Annotated in this window: 13 protein-coding genes; 8 read left to right on the forward strand and 5 right to left on the reverse strand. The window is 70.0% G+C overall.

Features of this window, described 5'->3' with window-relative positions; genetic code table 11:
• Nucleotides 1–4: 4 nt before the first annotated feature.
• Entirely contained in the window at nt 5–850 is an 846-nt protein-coding gene (locus tag IFU11_RS16455; RefSeq protein ID WP_192019642.1) for a helix-turn-helix transcriptional regulator, read from the reverse strand.
• Between the two features lie 100 nt (nt 851–950).
• Between IFU11_RS16455 and IFU11_RS16460 the strand changes: the two genes are divergently transcribed.
• Complete coding sequence (locus tag IFU11_RS16460; protein ID WP_079704592.1) at nt 951–1,706, forward strand: SDR family oxidoreductase; 756 nt, start codon at nt 951–953, stop codon at nt 1,704–1,706.
• A 60-nt stretch (nt 1,707–1,766) separates the two neighbouring features.
• Here IFU11_RS16460 and IFU11_RS16465 read toward each other — a convergent pair whose 3' ends face one another.
• Entirely contained in the window at nt 1,767–4,205 is a 2,439-nt protein-coding gene (locus IFU11_RS16465; RefSeq protein WP_192019643.1) for a glycoside hydrolase family 2 TIM barrel-domain containing protein, read from the reverse strand.
• A 167-nt stretch (nt 4,206–4,372) separates the two neighbouring features.
• Here IFU11_RS16465 and IFU11_RS16470 point away from each other — a divergent pair, with 167 nt between their 5' ends.
• A complete protein-coding gene (locus IFU11_RS16470; RefSeq protein ID WP_199862347.1) occupies nt 4,373–5,431 on the forward strand; it encodes a LacI family DNA-binding transcriptional regulator in 1,059 nt (352 codons plus the stop codon).
• Nucleotides 5,432–5,482: 51 nt separating this feature from the next.
• On the opposite strand, the gene IFU11_RS16475 is transcribed toward IFU11_RS16470, so the two are convergent.
• Nucleotides 5,483–6,382 (reverse strand): NAD-dependent epimerase/dehydratase family protein, encoded by a 900-nt coding sequence (locus IFU11_RS16475; protein WP_137242689.1) that lies wholly within the window; start codon nt 6,380–6,382, stop codon nt 5,483–5,485.
• A gap of 65 nt (nt 6,383–6,447) precedes the next feature.
• On the opposite strand from IFU11_RS16475, the gene IFU11_RS16480 reads away from it, so the two are divergent.
• On the forward strand, nt 6,448–6,759 hold the full coding sequence (locus IFU11_RS16480; RefSeq protein WP_064295846.1) for a metalloregulator ArsR/SmtB family transcription factor: 312 nt from the start codon (nt 6,448–6,450) through the stop codon (nt 6,757–6,759).
• Between the two features lie 73 nt (nt 6,760–6,832).
• Here the strand turns inward: IFU11_RS16480 and IFU11_RS16485 are convergent, their stop codons facing one another.
• Nucleotides 6,833–7,729 (reverse strand): alpha/beta hydrolase fold domain-containing protein, encoded by an 897-nt coding sequence (locus tag IFU11_RS16485; protein WP_192019644.1) that lies wholly within the window; start codon nt 7,727–7,729, stop codon nt 6,833–6,835.
• Nucleotides 7,730–7,833: 104 nt separating this feature from the next.
• Here IFU11_RS16485 and IFU11_RS16490 point away from each other — a divergent pair, with 104 nt between their 5' ends.
• Nucleotides 7,834–8,166: a DUF4333 domain-containing protein gene (locus IFU11_RS16490; RefSeq protein ID WP_137242687.1), complete on the forward strand. Its 333-nt coding sequence runs from the start codon at nt 7,834–7,836 to the stop codon at nt 8,164–8,166.
• Nucleotides 8,167–8,284: 118 nt separating this feature from the next.
• On the forward strand, nt 8,285–8,779 hold the full coding sequence (locus IFU11_RS16495) for a GNAT family N-acetyltransferase (protein ID WP_079000799.1): 495 nt from the start codon (nt 8,285–8,287) through the stop codon (nt 8,777–8,779).
• Nucleotides 8,780–8,803: 24 nt separating this feature from the next.
• Here the strand turns inward: IFU11_RS16495 and IFU11_RS16500 are convergent, their stop codons facing one another.
• Entirely contained in the window at nt 8,804–9,697 is an 894-nt protein-coding gene (locus IFU11_RS16500) for a DUF808 domain-containing protein (protein ID WP_137242685.1), read from the reverse strand.
• A gap of 132 nt (nt 9,698–9,829) precedes the next feature.
• Here IFU11_RS16500 and IFU11_RS16505 point away from each other — a divergent pair, with 132 nt between their 5' ends.
• The 3 genes from IFU11_RS16505 to IFU11_RS16520 all read left to right on the forward strand — a co-directional run bounded on the left by IFU11_RS16505 (nt 9,830) and on the right by IFU11_RS16520 (nt 13,005).
• Complete coding sequence (locus IFU11_RS16505; RefSeq protein WP_137242684.1) at nt 9,830–10,231, forward strand: (R)-mandelonitrile lyase; 402 nt, start codon at nt 9,830–9,832, stop codon at nt 10,229–10,231.
• A 1,478-nt stretch (nt 10,232–11,709) separates the two neighbouring features.
• Complete coding sequence (locus IFU11_RS16515) at nt 11,710–12,654, forward strand: alpha/beta fold hydrolase (protein ID WP_192019646.1); 945 nt, start codon at nt 11,710–11,712, stop codon at nt 12,652–12,654.
• Nucleotides 12,655–12,744: 90 nt separating this feature from the next.
• Nucleotides 12,745–13,005, forward strand: coding sequence for a hypothetical protein (locus tag IFU11_RS16520; RefSeq protein ID WP_079704601.1), 261 nt, complete (start codon nt 12,745–12,747; stop codon nt 13,003–13,005).
• Nucleotides 13,006–13,022: the final 17 nt, after the last annotated feature.

Raw genomic sequence — 13,022 nt, forward strand, 5'->3', positions numbered from 1 at the left:
TCCGCTACCGCGCACCCTCGAAGGTCTGGGTGCCGAGGACAGCGAGGAGTTTGAGCTTGCCTGCGGCCTCGGTGTGCGGTGCGGCCGTGAGGACGAGGAGTGCCTGCGACTGGTCCTCGGTGAACAGGGCCTGACAGTCCAGCTCGATGGGGCCGATCTCGGGGTGGATGAGCACCTTGTGGTCCTCGAACCGCCGCCCGACCTCGTGCGTCGCCCACAGTCGCCGGAACTCCTCACTGTGCCCGGAGAGCGCCTCGACGATCTCGCCCGCCGGCGACTGTGCCCCCAACGAGCCGTAGGCCGCACGCAGCGACGCGACCTGCGCTCGACTCTGCCGGTCCCGGTCCTCGGCGGGGTATCGCTCGCGTTCCTCCGGGTGCAGGAACCAGCGGTAGATCGCGCTGCGCTCCAGGCCCCGGTACCGGCTCGCATCACCGAACAGCGCCCGGGCAGGGTCGTTCTGCACGAGCGTCTCGCCGAGCGCCGACAGGATGAGCGCGGGTGCGTCGGTGAGCCGGTCGAGGACGCGCAGGAGCGCCGGCGCGACGTAGTCGGTCGCTGCGAGGCGGGTCGGTGCGTTGTGTCCGGCGATCCGGTACAGGTAGTCGCGTTCCTCGGCACTCGGCCGGAGCGCCCGCGCGAGTGAACCCAGCATCTGCGTGCTCGGCTGCGGACCCCGCTGCTGCTCGAGCCGCGCGTAGTAGTCGGTCGACATCGCTGCGAGCTGCGCGACCTCCTCGCGTCGGAGCCCTGTCGTCCGTCGCCGAGGTCCGCTGCTCAGACCGACGTCCGCGGGCTGCAACGTCGATCGGTGTCGGAGGAGGAAGTCGGCGAGCGCTGGGCGATCCATCCCGCCAGTATCCGCCTCCGCGGCCAGGCGATCCAGGGATCGCGGATCCATGGATCGCCGGACCCTGGTGCGGCCGTCGTCACCGACGGAGACTCGATGCATGCAGATCACCGGAAACACCGTCTTCATCCCCGGCGCGACGAGCGGCATCGGCCTCGCTCTCGCACGACGCCTCCACGCAGCCGGCAACACCGTCATCATCGGCGGGCGACGCACCGAACTCCTCGAGTCGATCGCCGCCGACGAGCCCGGCCTCCACACCGTACGGATCGACACAGCCGATCCTGCGAGCATCGAAGCCGCCGCGAAGCAGGTCATCGCGGAGCACCCGGAGCTGAACGTGCTCATCACGATGGCCGGCGTCATGCGCGGGGAGGACTGGACCGGTTCCGACTTCGTCGCGACCGCCGAGGAGATCATCACGACGAACGTCCTCGGGCCCATCCGGCTCATCGGCGCGTTCATCGAGCAGCTCCGCAGCCGGCCGGACGCGACGATCATGACCGTCTCGTCCGGCCTCGCCTTCACCCCGCTGCGGGTGACGCCGACCTACAACGCGAGCAAGGCGGCCATCCACATGCTGAGCGAGTCGATCCGCCTCCAGCTGGCGGACACGGGCGTCCGCGTCGTCGAGCTCGTCCCGCCGGCCGTTCGCACCTCGCTCATGCCCGGCCAGGAGGAGAGCGACTTCGCGATGCCCCTCGACGCCTTCGCCGACGAGGTCATGGGCCTCATCGAGTCGCAGCCCGACGCCACGGAGATCCAGGTCGAGAACGTCAAGTTCCTGCGCTACGCCGAGGTCCGCGGCGAGTACGACCAGACGGTCGCGATGCTCAACCGCCTCGACCCGCACTAGGCGCGCTCATCCGCCCGGATCTGCGCGAAATCAGGCTGATTCCGTGCAGATCCGGGCGACTCAGCGAGCCGCTGCCTCCAGATCCAGGACGACGTCGTCGAGGCCGGCACCGCTCACCGTCACGGTGATGGCGCCGGCCCCGCTCGGCCGGACGATCGCCAGCGCCCGTCCGTCGAACGTGGTGCGTGTGGTCGCGTCGAAGCGCTCGGTCGTCTTCGGGGTACCGGTTCCGAAGCCCGCGAGCCGACCCGCGCCCGCGACGCTGACCGAGACCTCACGGTCGGCACCGGTCACCAGGACGCCGGCCGCGTCACGCAGCTCGATCGCGATGAAGGCGAGATCGGTGTCGTCGGCGCGGAGTGTCGTCCGGTCGGCGGTCGCCACGAGCCTGGTCGGGCCGGTGGCGGAGACGAGCGCGGTGCGGCCGACCTCCGCGCCCGAGCGGAACGCGGCCGCCTCGAGCGTGCCCGGCTGGTAGACGGTCTCGAACTCGGCGAGCTTCGGCCGGCGTCCACCCACCGGCCCCCGCGCCACCTCGACACCGTCGAGCAGCAGGGCCACTTCGTCGGCGTCGGCGGCGACCTCGACCGTCACCGGCGCGCCTTCGAAACCGGGCCACGTCCACGAGTCGACCGAGTCGCTCCACGCCCACGGGGACTGCATCGTGATCGTCTGCCCGTGCCGTTCCGGTCGGAGCACCGCGATGGCCGGCTCGGACCGCAGACCGAAGACGATCTCCCGGTAGTACGACACCGGCCGCCGCCAGCCGGTGATGTCGAAGTCGCCGCACCACGCGGTGAGGTACGGGAACTCGCGCTCGAGTGCGCCGTTCGCCTCGGGGTCCTCAGCGTAGGAGGTCGCACCGATGCCGACCTCGCCGAGGTAGTCCCAGCCGGTCCAGGTGAAGTCGCCGATCACGTTCGGGTTCGCCTCGACGAGCGGCCAGAGGTCGCCGATCTGTGTCGGGAACGTCTCCGAGCCGACGATCACCCGGTGCGGGAACCGCTCGGCATCGTTCGCGTAGCGGCCGTCCGCGTAGTTGAGACCCAGGACGTCGAGCGCCGCACTGGACTCCTCCGTCCTCGTCGTGACGGCGTCGGAGGAACCGATGAGGCTCATCATGTTCGCGCCCGCTTCGCCCATCAGCTCGTTCAACCCCTGGTCCGACGCCATGATGTCGTCCAGATCGTCGAGCACGGCCAGGGTCGCGTTCACGCCGTTCGTCACGAGTCGTGTCGGATCCAATGCCCGCACGTGCTCGGCGAGTTCCCGCGCCTGGATCGCGCCGTGCGGGGTGCCGACCTCGACGATCTCGTTGCCGATCGAGTACATGATCACGCTCGGATGGTTCATGTCCTTCGCCACCATCGACTCCAGATCGGCCCGCCACCACTGCGCGAAGTCGAGGGAGTGGTCGTGGTCCGTCTTGCCCCGGCCCCACATGTCGAAGGCCTCGTCCATGACGAGCATGCCGATGCGGTCGCAGGCGTCGAGCATGGCAGGCGACGCCGGATTGTGGGCCGCGCGGATCGCGTTGAAGCCGGCGTCCTTGAGGAGCTGGATACGCCGTTCCTCGGCGCGCGCGATCGACGCTGCACCGAGCGGACCGTTGTCGCTGTGGATGCAGGCCCCGCGCAGGAGTACCGGCTCACCGTTGATGCGGAGACCCTTGCGCGGGTCGACGGTGACCGTGCGGATGCCGTGGACCGTGTGGACGACGGCTGCCTCGTCGGCGGGTCGGTCGTCGACCTCGAGCGAGGTCCGCGCCGAGTACAGCGCCGGTGAGTCGACGCTCCACAGGGCCGGGTCCGGCACGTACAGGCGCTGGCGGATGAGCGCGCTATCGCCTGGCGCGACGGTGACCGGCGTGCGCTCGCCCTCGACCACGCTCCCGTCAGGGCCGGCGAGTTCCGTCGCGAGGATGCGTGCACTCCTGGTGAGACCCCGGTTGACGACGGTCGTCGCCACTTCGAGCACCGCCTGGTCGTCCTCGACCCGGATCGTCGTGATGCGGACACCGTCGGGCTCGATGTGCGTGGGTTCGTCGACGTGCAGGAGGACCGGGCGGTGCAGGCCGGCTCCGGCGTACCAGCGGGAGTCCTGCCCTGCGCGGGTCTCGATGCGCAGCGTGTTCGTCTCGCCGAAGCGGAGGAACGGGGTGAGCTCGACGAAGAAGCGCGCGAAGCCGTCGGCACGATTGCCGGCGAACTCGTCGTTGAGGTACACCATCGCGTGTCTGAACGCGCCCTGGATCTCGAGCCGGACGATGCGACCGGACCACTCGGCAGGGACCTCGAAGGTCTTCACCTGGCTGAAGGCGCCGGCGGGGAAGTAGGCGGCCCCGCCCTTGGCGAGTGCGTCCGGCGACCGCTCGGCGTCGCGCAGGGCGTCGTGCGGGAGGGTCACGGCTCGCGAGTCGTCAGCGCCGCCCTGGACAGCGGCGAAGGGGCCTCGGGGTGCGCGGACGATCCAGTCGCCGGTGAACGGGATGGTGGTCATGACGTGCTCCAGTGCAGATCGGGATGACGAAAGTCTTTCGGCATCGTGCGCCGTGATCCCGACGGTAAGCGAGACTGCGTGACGTCGTCAACGCGTCGATTCGAAACTGTTTCGCTAGGCTGGGCGCGACCGGCGGCCGCCCGCTGTGGGACGAGGGAGGGGACTCCATGGCACGAACACCGATGACGGGTCCGACGCTGGCGTCGATCGCAGAGCGCGCCGGTGTCTCGATCGCGACCGTCTCGAAGGTGATCAACGGTCGATCGGGCATGTCCGAGGCGACCCGTGCCCGGGTCGAGACGGCCGTGCGCGAGCTCGGGTACCGCCCGACACCCCGGTCGATCCCCGGTGCTCCACGAAGCATCCACGTCGTGTTCGACACCCTGCACAGCGTCTACTCCCTCCGTGTCCTCGACGGCATGGTCGCCGCGGCACAGCGGTCGGACATCGATCTCGTGACGCGGGTGCTGTCGCCCGGTTCCGGCTTCGGGTCCACGGATGCGACCGGAGACGAGGTGGCGCTCGACCGCGGCTTCGTCGACGGCGTCGCGGCGCGAGGGGCGATCGGCATGATCGTCGTCACGACCCCCATCGCCGCCGACGTCGTCGACGCGTGCCTCGACGCGGGCATCGCGCTCGTCGCGGTCGACTCGCCTGATCCGCTCGACCGCTCGGTCGCGAGTATCGGCTCGAGCCACGCCGCCGGCGGGCAGCAGGCGGTCGAGCACCTGCTCGATCTCGGCCACCGGCGGATCGCCTTCGTCGGAGGGAACCCGGCGAATCCAGGCCTGCGGGCGCGCGCCGTCGGCTACCGCGAAGCACTTCGCGGGGCCGGTATCCCGCTCGATCCGGACCTCGTCTCCGAGGAGGGGATGGGTACTGCCGGGGACGCCGTCGCGCGCATGCTGGCCAGCGCGGATTCACCGACCGCCGTGTTCGCGACCAACGACGCCGACGCCTTCGCGGTCGTGCGCACCGTCCTGCGGGCCGGGCTTCGCGTCCCCGAGGACGTGAGCGTCGTCGGCTACGACGACACCTACTCGGCCATGCTGACCGTCCCCCGCCTCACCACGGTCCACACGTCCATGCACGACATCGGACGCGCAGCGGTCGACACCCTGCTCCGCCTGCATGCCGGGGAGAAGCCGTTCTCCCACCACCTCGAGCTCGCGACCATGCTCATCGAACGCGAGTCGACGGGGCCCGCCCCGACCTCAATGCCCTGAGCTGCCCGAATCTGCGCGATTCCGCACGGATTTCGAGCAATTCCGGGCGACTCAGTGGGATGAGCGCGACAGGCGGAGGTCGCCGAGGGTGAACCGGCCCGCGGGGAGCGCGGCACGGATCCGGGACTCGTCGAAGCGGCGTGACGGACGGAGGTCCGCAGGGAGTTCCGGTGCGGGTGGAGCGGACTCGCTCACGCCCTCGGCCAGCATCTGCGCCTGCGCCTTCGCCACCAGTGGCGTCTTCATGAGGTGTTCCGTCGCGCGCGCGAGCAGGCGGATCGTCCACACGGGGACCGGGACGTAGAGCGGGCGGCGTCCGGCCACGTGCGCGATCCGGCGCACGGCCGCACCCAGCTCGAGTTCCTCGGCGCCCATGACCGCGACGGTCGGCTCCGACACCCGGCCCTCGAGTGCTGCGACGAGGACGTCGACGGCGTCCGCGACCGGCACCGGACGCACGCGGCGCTCGCGGTAGCCGACGGTCGCGAACACCGGGAAGGTGCGGACGGCCTTGGTGACGTGATCGACCATGTGGTCGCCTGCGCCGTAGATCATGCCGAACTTGAGGACGGTGTGCGCGAGGCCCGAGCCGCGCACGATCTCCTCGGCCGCCCACTTCGTCTCGTGGTACCCGGAGCCGCAGTCGGGGCGCGCGCGGAGGAAGCTCACCAGCACGATGCGACCGACACCGGCGCGGCGGGCCGCGTCCACGACCGCCCGGGTGCCGTCGACGTGCACGCGCTGGAAGGTCTGATCACCGAGCTCGCGGTTGATCCCGGCGCAGTGCGCGACCGCGTCGCAGTCGGCGAACGCGGCGGCCAATGCCTCGACGTCGTCGATCTCCACGCCGGTGCGTCGGGAGACGACGACGATCTCGTGCCCGTCGTGCTGCAGCCGCTCGGCCAGGTGTCGTCCGACGAATCCGGTCCCACCGGTGATGGCCACTCGCATACTGTCTCCTTCGCTTGTTAGCAATATAGCGAAACTGTATATCGCAATTGTGCTAGATTGCAAACATGGCAGATACAGCGTCGGACATCTTCGCCGCGCTCGCTCATCCGACGCGGCGGCAGATCCTGCAGGACCTCAAGGACGGCGAGCTCGCCGCGGGCGAGATCGCCGCACGCTTCGACGCCACTGGTCCGACCATCTCGCGGCACCTGAGCGTCCTGCGCCAGGCCGGCCTCGTCTCGGAGCGACGCGATGCGAACCGCATCCTCTACTCGCTCGTCGGTGAGCGCCTCGCGCTGTCGGTGGGCGACTTCCTGTCCACCGTGTGCCCGGAGCAGATGGTCCTGCGCGAGGTCCGGAAGCGCCGCACCGCGTAGCTCGATCTCGATCCGGCCATGAGTCGCCCGAAGATGTCCGATTCCGCCGCGATCTCGAGCCGTTTCGGGCGACTCAGCGCAGCCCGCGCGTGACGCTGCGGACGATCGTCTGCGTGGCGGCATGTCCGGCGCGAGTCGGCAGCAGTGCCCAGACGTGGAACTGTCCGGTGCCCTCGTGGTAGTCGACCGTGACGCCGGCCGCTTCGGCTCGTTCGACGAGCAACTCGGCGTCGGGGTTGAGGACATCGCGGGTCCCACTCAAGAGCGTGAGTGGTCCGAGCCCGGCGAAGTCGCCGAGGAGGGGGCTCACGGTCGGATCGGTGATGTCCAGGTCGCCGCGCCAATGCTCCGCGAACACGCGCCCACCCGGCGTCGCCAGCCAGGGGTCGCTCGGCTGCACGAGCGGGATCCGCGGGTTGCTCCAAGTGAGGTCGAGTGCTGGTGACAGCAGGGTGGTCATCGGGAGGACGACGCCCTCGTCCCGGAGTCGGAGCACAGCCGACAGGGCGATCTGACCGCCGGCCGAGTCGCCCGCGAGGACGGTCGGCCCGTGCCGCTCGATGCTGCGCCGGACCAGCTCGACGACGCCGTCCTGCGCCACGGCCGCGGTGCCGTAGGGCACGAGCGGGTAGATCGGCAGCGTGACCACCGCGCCGGTCTCCGCGGCGATGGTGGCGGCCAGCGTCCAGTGCTGCGGTGCGATCTCGCCGACCCAGCCGCCGCCGTGCGCGTACACGACCCCGCCGATCGCCGGTCGTCCCGTGGGGGACACGGTGTACACCGGCCAGTCTCCCAAACGTTCGACGTCGACCCGGACGTCGCTGCGGAGGGTGCTGGGTGGACCATAGGACGCCGGCCGGAGGGTGCGCTCCCGGATCCGGCGGCGCGCGCCGGCCTCGCTCACGAAGGCGCGGTTCGCGCGGATCAGTCGGAGCGCGGGGCCGACGACGGCGCCTGGGATGGTGAGCACGGTGCCTCCGCGGTTGACGGGTTCCTGGGTCTCGCCACGGTAGCAGCGCAGGCTGGGCAGGAGTCCCCATCGCCCGGTCTCCTCCGCGCAGCCATACTGGCGGCATGACCCGTCACCGCCTGCTGTCCATCGGTGCCCTCGTGGCGCTCCCCGCTTCGCTCCTGCTCGCCGGCTGCAGTTTCAGCGCCAGCGCGAGCCTCACGGTGCCGGCCTCGGACATCGAGGACACGGCCGCCGGCGCGCTGGAGGAGCAGGTCGGTACCCGTCCCGACCTCGACTGCGGCGACGAGCGCGTGAAGCTCATCGACGACACCACCGTCGACTGCACGCTGACCGATCCGTCGAGCGGCTCCGAGTACGACGCCGTCGTCACGATCAGCGACGTCGAGGGCACGAAGTACCACGTGGCGGTCCAGGTCGCCGACACCGCGAACTGATCCCGGTCGCTGGGTTCGGACCCTTCCTTGACGGCTCGGGCGACCGTTCGTCGTGGGACACTGGCAGACGGCGTCGACGTGCCGATCGCGCCGCCGCAGCCCGTCCCGAAGGAACCGCATGCCCGAGCTGAACCCCGTCGTCATCGAGCGAGTCGCCTGGGACGACGAGCGGGCCGTGCGGCTCCGCGCCGCGATGGACGAGGAGATGGACGCCCGGTACGCGTCGGCCTGGGAGGACTGGGACCCGGCGGCCGCCGAGCGAGCGCTGACCGCGTTCACCGTCGATCCTGCCGACATCAGCGCGACCTTCCTGGCCCTCATCGACGGCGAGCCGGTCGGCCACGCCGCCCTGCGCCGACTGCACGGCGAATGGGAGCTCAAGCGCGTCGTCACCCTCCCGGCTCACCGCGGCCGGGGTGTCTCGAAGCGCCTGATCACCGCCGTCGAGGACACCGCCCGTGCCGAGGGGGCGTCCCGACTCATCCTGCAGACCGGCGACCGCCAGCCCGAGGCCGTGCGGCTCTACGAGTGGCTCGGCTACGAACCCATCCCGATCTACTCGCCGTATGAGGTCATCCCGATGTCGCTCTGCTACGCCCGCCCGCTCCGCTGACGCTCGGCGGCGCGGCTGTCGCCGCTAGTGAGCAGCCTTCGCGGGCTGGTTCCGTGACCGCAGGCGCGAGATCCCGGTCACGATCGCGACGACGATCAGACCGAGGACGAGTCCGAACACGGCGGACATCGCGGTGTCGGCGATCCAGACGACGACCGGTCCGGCGGCCTCGATCGCGTGGGTGACGACGTGCAGGAGGTCGTACGGGCCGTGCCAGAACGTCTCGGCGAGGTTCGCGATCACGAGGTGGCCGCCGACCCAGAGCATCGCGACCGTGCCGACGATGCTGATGACGCGGAAGACCGCGGGCATCGACGCGACGATCCGTGCACCGGTGCGGCGGACGCCGCGTGACGGGTTCTTCATGAGTCGGAGTCCGATGTCGTCGATCTTCACGAGCAGGGCGACCGCGCCGTAGACGACCGCCGTCATGACGAGGCCGATGACCAGGAGGGCGCCCAGCGTCATCCAGATGCCGAGCCCTGAGTCGAGGCTGGCGAGGGAGATGAGCATGATCTCCGTGCTGAGGATGAGGTCGGTGCGGACGGCCCCGGAGACGAGCTTCTTCTCGTCGCGGACGTCCTCCTCCGCCTCGGCGTGGTGCATGCCGAACCACTCCATGACCTTCTCCGCGCCCTCGAAGCAGAGGTAGGTGCCTCCGATGATGAGGAGGAACGGCAGCACCCAGGGGGCGAACGCCGTGAGCAGCAGGGCGATCGGGATGATGATGACGAACTTGTTGATGAGGCTGCCGCGGGCGATCCGCCACACGACCGGCAGCTCCCGAGCGGGGGTGAGCCCCTGCACGTACTGCGGGGTGACGGCCGCATCGTCGATGACGACGCCGGCGGTCTTCGCACTCGCCTTGAGGGCTGCGCTGAGGATGTCATCGACAACGGCGAGCAGGCCGACCGACATGTGCTTCTCCTTGGCTCGGGGTCACACCGCTGCGGGCTCGGCGGGGACGGAGTCCACAGTACTGTCGCGATCGCCGAAGGGTGTACTGCTGGACACTCCCTCGCCGACGTGCACGGCCGTAGCGTCGTCCGTATGCAGATCCAACCGAAACCCGCGACGATCAAGAACCCCGCCGAGCAGTTCACCGGCGACGTCTACCTCGACCTGCTGGCCGCGCCGCAGCAGGACGGCCAGCACATGATGGTCGCGAAGGTACGGTTCCTCCCCGGCGCCCGCACCGCATGGCACTCCCATGCCAACGGGCAGACCCTCCACGTCACCGAGGGGGTCGCCCTCATGGGCACGCGCGACGGTGCCGTTCTCGTCGTCCAGCCGGGCCAGACGGTCTACACCCCACCCGGCGAGGAGCACTGGCACGGAGCCACGCCCGACGACTACATGGAGCACCTCGCGATGTTCGAACAGGCGGACGACCCGGCAACGAGCACGACCTGGCTCGAGCACGTCGCCGAAGCCGACTACCACCGCCCCTGACCGACTGCCCGACCGCGGCCCTGCTTCTCCGTTGTGGAGAAGCGGGGTCCTCCCCAGAGGTAGGGAGGCCTCCCTTCCATGCGGATGCCACCCCGGTACTGTTGGCACTCACGACAGATTGGGGATTTCGAATGGTCGAGACCACACCGCGCCGCTCACGGTCGGCCGTGCTCGCGCTGACCTTGACGATCGGAACGCTCGTCGCGGCGGCGATCATCGGCGGATACTTCATCATCGTCGGCGATCAGGCCGACATCGCTGGGCGGGTCTGGCTCACGCTGCTGCTGCTCGCGGCCTTCGTCGGGGCCGTGTCGCTCGACGCCGCAGCCGGCCACGGACCCAACAAGTGGTACCTCGCGGTGTCGACGTTGGTGAACATCTTCCTCGTCACCGTCGGCCTCCTGAAGCTGTGGAACGGGTGGCTCCAGCCGCCGAACACCTCCGACGGGTTCGTCTGGTCCACGCAGATCATGCTGTTCCTCGGCATCCTCATCATCGTGCGTCTGGCGCTCATCATCATCCAGGTGTACTTCCTCCACTTCGTCACCCGCGCCACGTCCACCGTGGTCAGGGCCACCGGCATCGTGACGATCGCGCTCATCATCGCCACGGTCCTCGTGCTCGTGCTGCCCATGGCGTTCCCCGAGGGCACCTGGGCTGACTGGTGGTGGCGCATCGCCGCGGCCACGACACTCGCTGCGGCGATCTCCGCCGTGATCCCCGTCATCGTCCGGGCGTTCTCGCCGAAGCCGGAGGGCGAGCGGGTGTCCTACGGGCAGCAGCCGTACCGTCCGGAGGTGTACCAGCAGGCCGCACCCGGCTACCCGGTTCAGAGCTACCCGGGGCAGCAGGGCTACCCGGGCCAGCAGCCGTACCAGGGGCAGCAGCCGTACCAGGGGCAGCAGGCGCAGCAGCCCTACCAGGGGCAGCCGTACCCGCAGCAGCCGCACCAGGGGCAGCAGCAGCCGTACCAGGGGCAGCAGCAGCCGTATGGCGGCCAGCCGAACCCCGGCCAGCCGAACCCCGGCCAGTATGGGCAGGGGCACCCCGGGCAGGGCTACCAGGGGCAGCCGCAGCAGGGGCAGCCGGCCCCGCAGCAGCCGGGCCAGCAGTGGCCCGCTCCGTCCTGGCAGGGCTCCGCGCCCGGGCAGCCTGCTCCGGCACAGCCCGCGCCGCAGCAGTGGGGGCCTCCGCAGCCGCAGGTCCCGTCGTCGCCGGTTCCGCCCGCGCCTCCGCAGCAGGACCAGCAGCCTCCGCAGGAACCGAAGCAGCCGACGGAGTCGCAGCAGCCGACGCAGCCGCAGAGCCCGCCGCCCGCCGNGTCGGTCGCACTCGAAGCCGGGCTCCGCTTGCGTACAACTGCGTAGCTATGTCGGGCACGTCTTCGCCCAGCGGCGGATGTGGCGATGCGCTCGCTCCGTGAGTATGGAATCGGCGCGGTGCGACCGCCCGCCGCCGACTCCTCACGATGGGTGACGATGCGCAAGCTCCTGAAGGTTCCACTGATCTCGATCGCCACGATCGCCGGCCTCGTCGCGGCGGGCCTCGCGACGACGAGCATCGTGAACGCCGTCGCGAGTTCGTCGGAAGCGAGCGAACTGCAGCCCTACGGGCAGTTGGTCGACGTCGACGGCAAGGACATGAACGTCGTCATCAGTGGTTCCGGCGCCGAGACGATCGTCCTGCTGCCCGGGCAGGGCACCGCGGCACCCGGCCTCGACTTCGAGCCGCTCGTCGACGAGCTCCGCGACCAGTACCGGGTGGTGGTCGTCGAGCCGTTCGGCTACGGCCTCAGTGATCAGACGGACGTGCCCCGGACCTCGGCCAACATCGCCGGTGAGGTGCACGCCGCCCTGCAGCACCTCGGCATCGGCCGCTACGTCCTCGCCGGACACTCGATCGCCGGCATCTACGCCCTCGAGTATCTGGAGCGGTTCCGCGCCGAGGTGACGGCGTTCATCGGGATCGACACGAGCGTCCCGACCCAGCCCGGAAGCGACGAGCCGACGCCGACCGACGGCGTCGACACGCTGCAGGCGCTCGGCATCCTCCGCCTCCTCACCGCCATCGCGCCCGACCCGTACGAGGGCCTCCCGTACGACGCCGACACGAAGCGCCAACTCGCGATCCTGACGAACCGCAATGCGATGTCGCCGACGCTGCTCGACGAGATCGCCCACACGCCCGGCAACTTCAAGGCGGCCCGATCCCAAGCGTTCCCGGCCGACCTGCCGATCCTCATGTTCGTCGTCGGCGACGACCCGGAACTCTCCGACTGGGTGCCCCTCCACGAGGAGCAGCTCGCCGGAGTCGACCGGGGTGAACTCGTCCGACTCGACGGCGGCCACTACCTGCACCACACCGAGGCGGCGGTGATGGGCGAGGACATCAAACGGTTCCTCGCCGACACGCCGGGAGACTGAATCCCCGGCCGATCCGGGCTGGCGTGTCGTCGGATGTCGGGTTAGGCTCACTCTCTATCAAACGTATGTTCGAACGACGGGAGGCCACGCATGTTGATCACGAGCACCGAGATCGCGGTCTGGACGACGCCGGCAGGCGTGCCGGAGCGACTGTTCTGGGATGGAGCCCGGTACCTCGTCACCGACACCCCGACCCCGCTCGAGCCGAACGTCTCGTTCGTCACCCATCCGCCCGCGGCGACCCCCGCCTGGCGGTTCCAGGCGACCGCTGCAGACGGCCGGTCCTTCGTCTTCGACATCCGACTCGACACCGCGCGCGGACGCTGGCAGCTCCTCCGAGCGTACGAATGAACCACCCGGACCGTTGC

The sequence above is a fragment of the Plantibacter sp. CFBP 8804 genome (genome assembly GCF_014841225.1).
In the GTDB taxonomy this organism is placed as follows: domain Bacteria; phylum Actinomycetota; class Actinomycetes; order Actinomycetales; family Microbacteriaceae; genus Plantibacter; species Plantibacter auratus.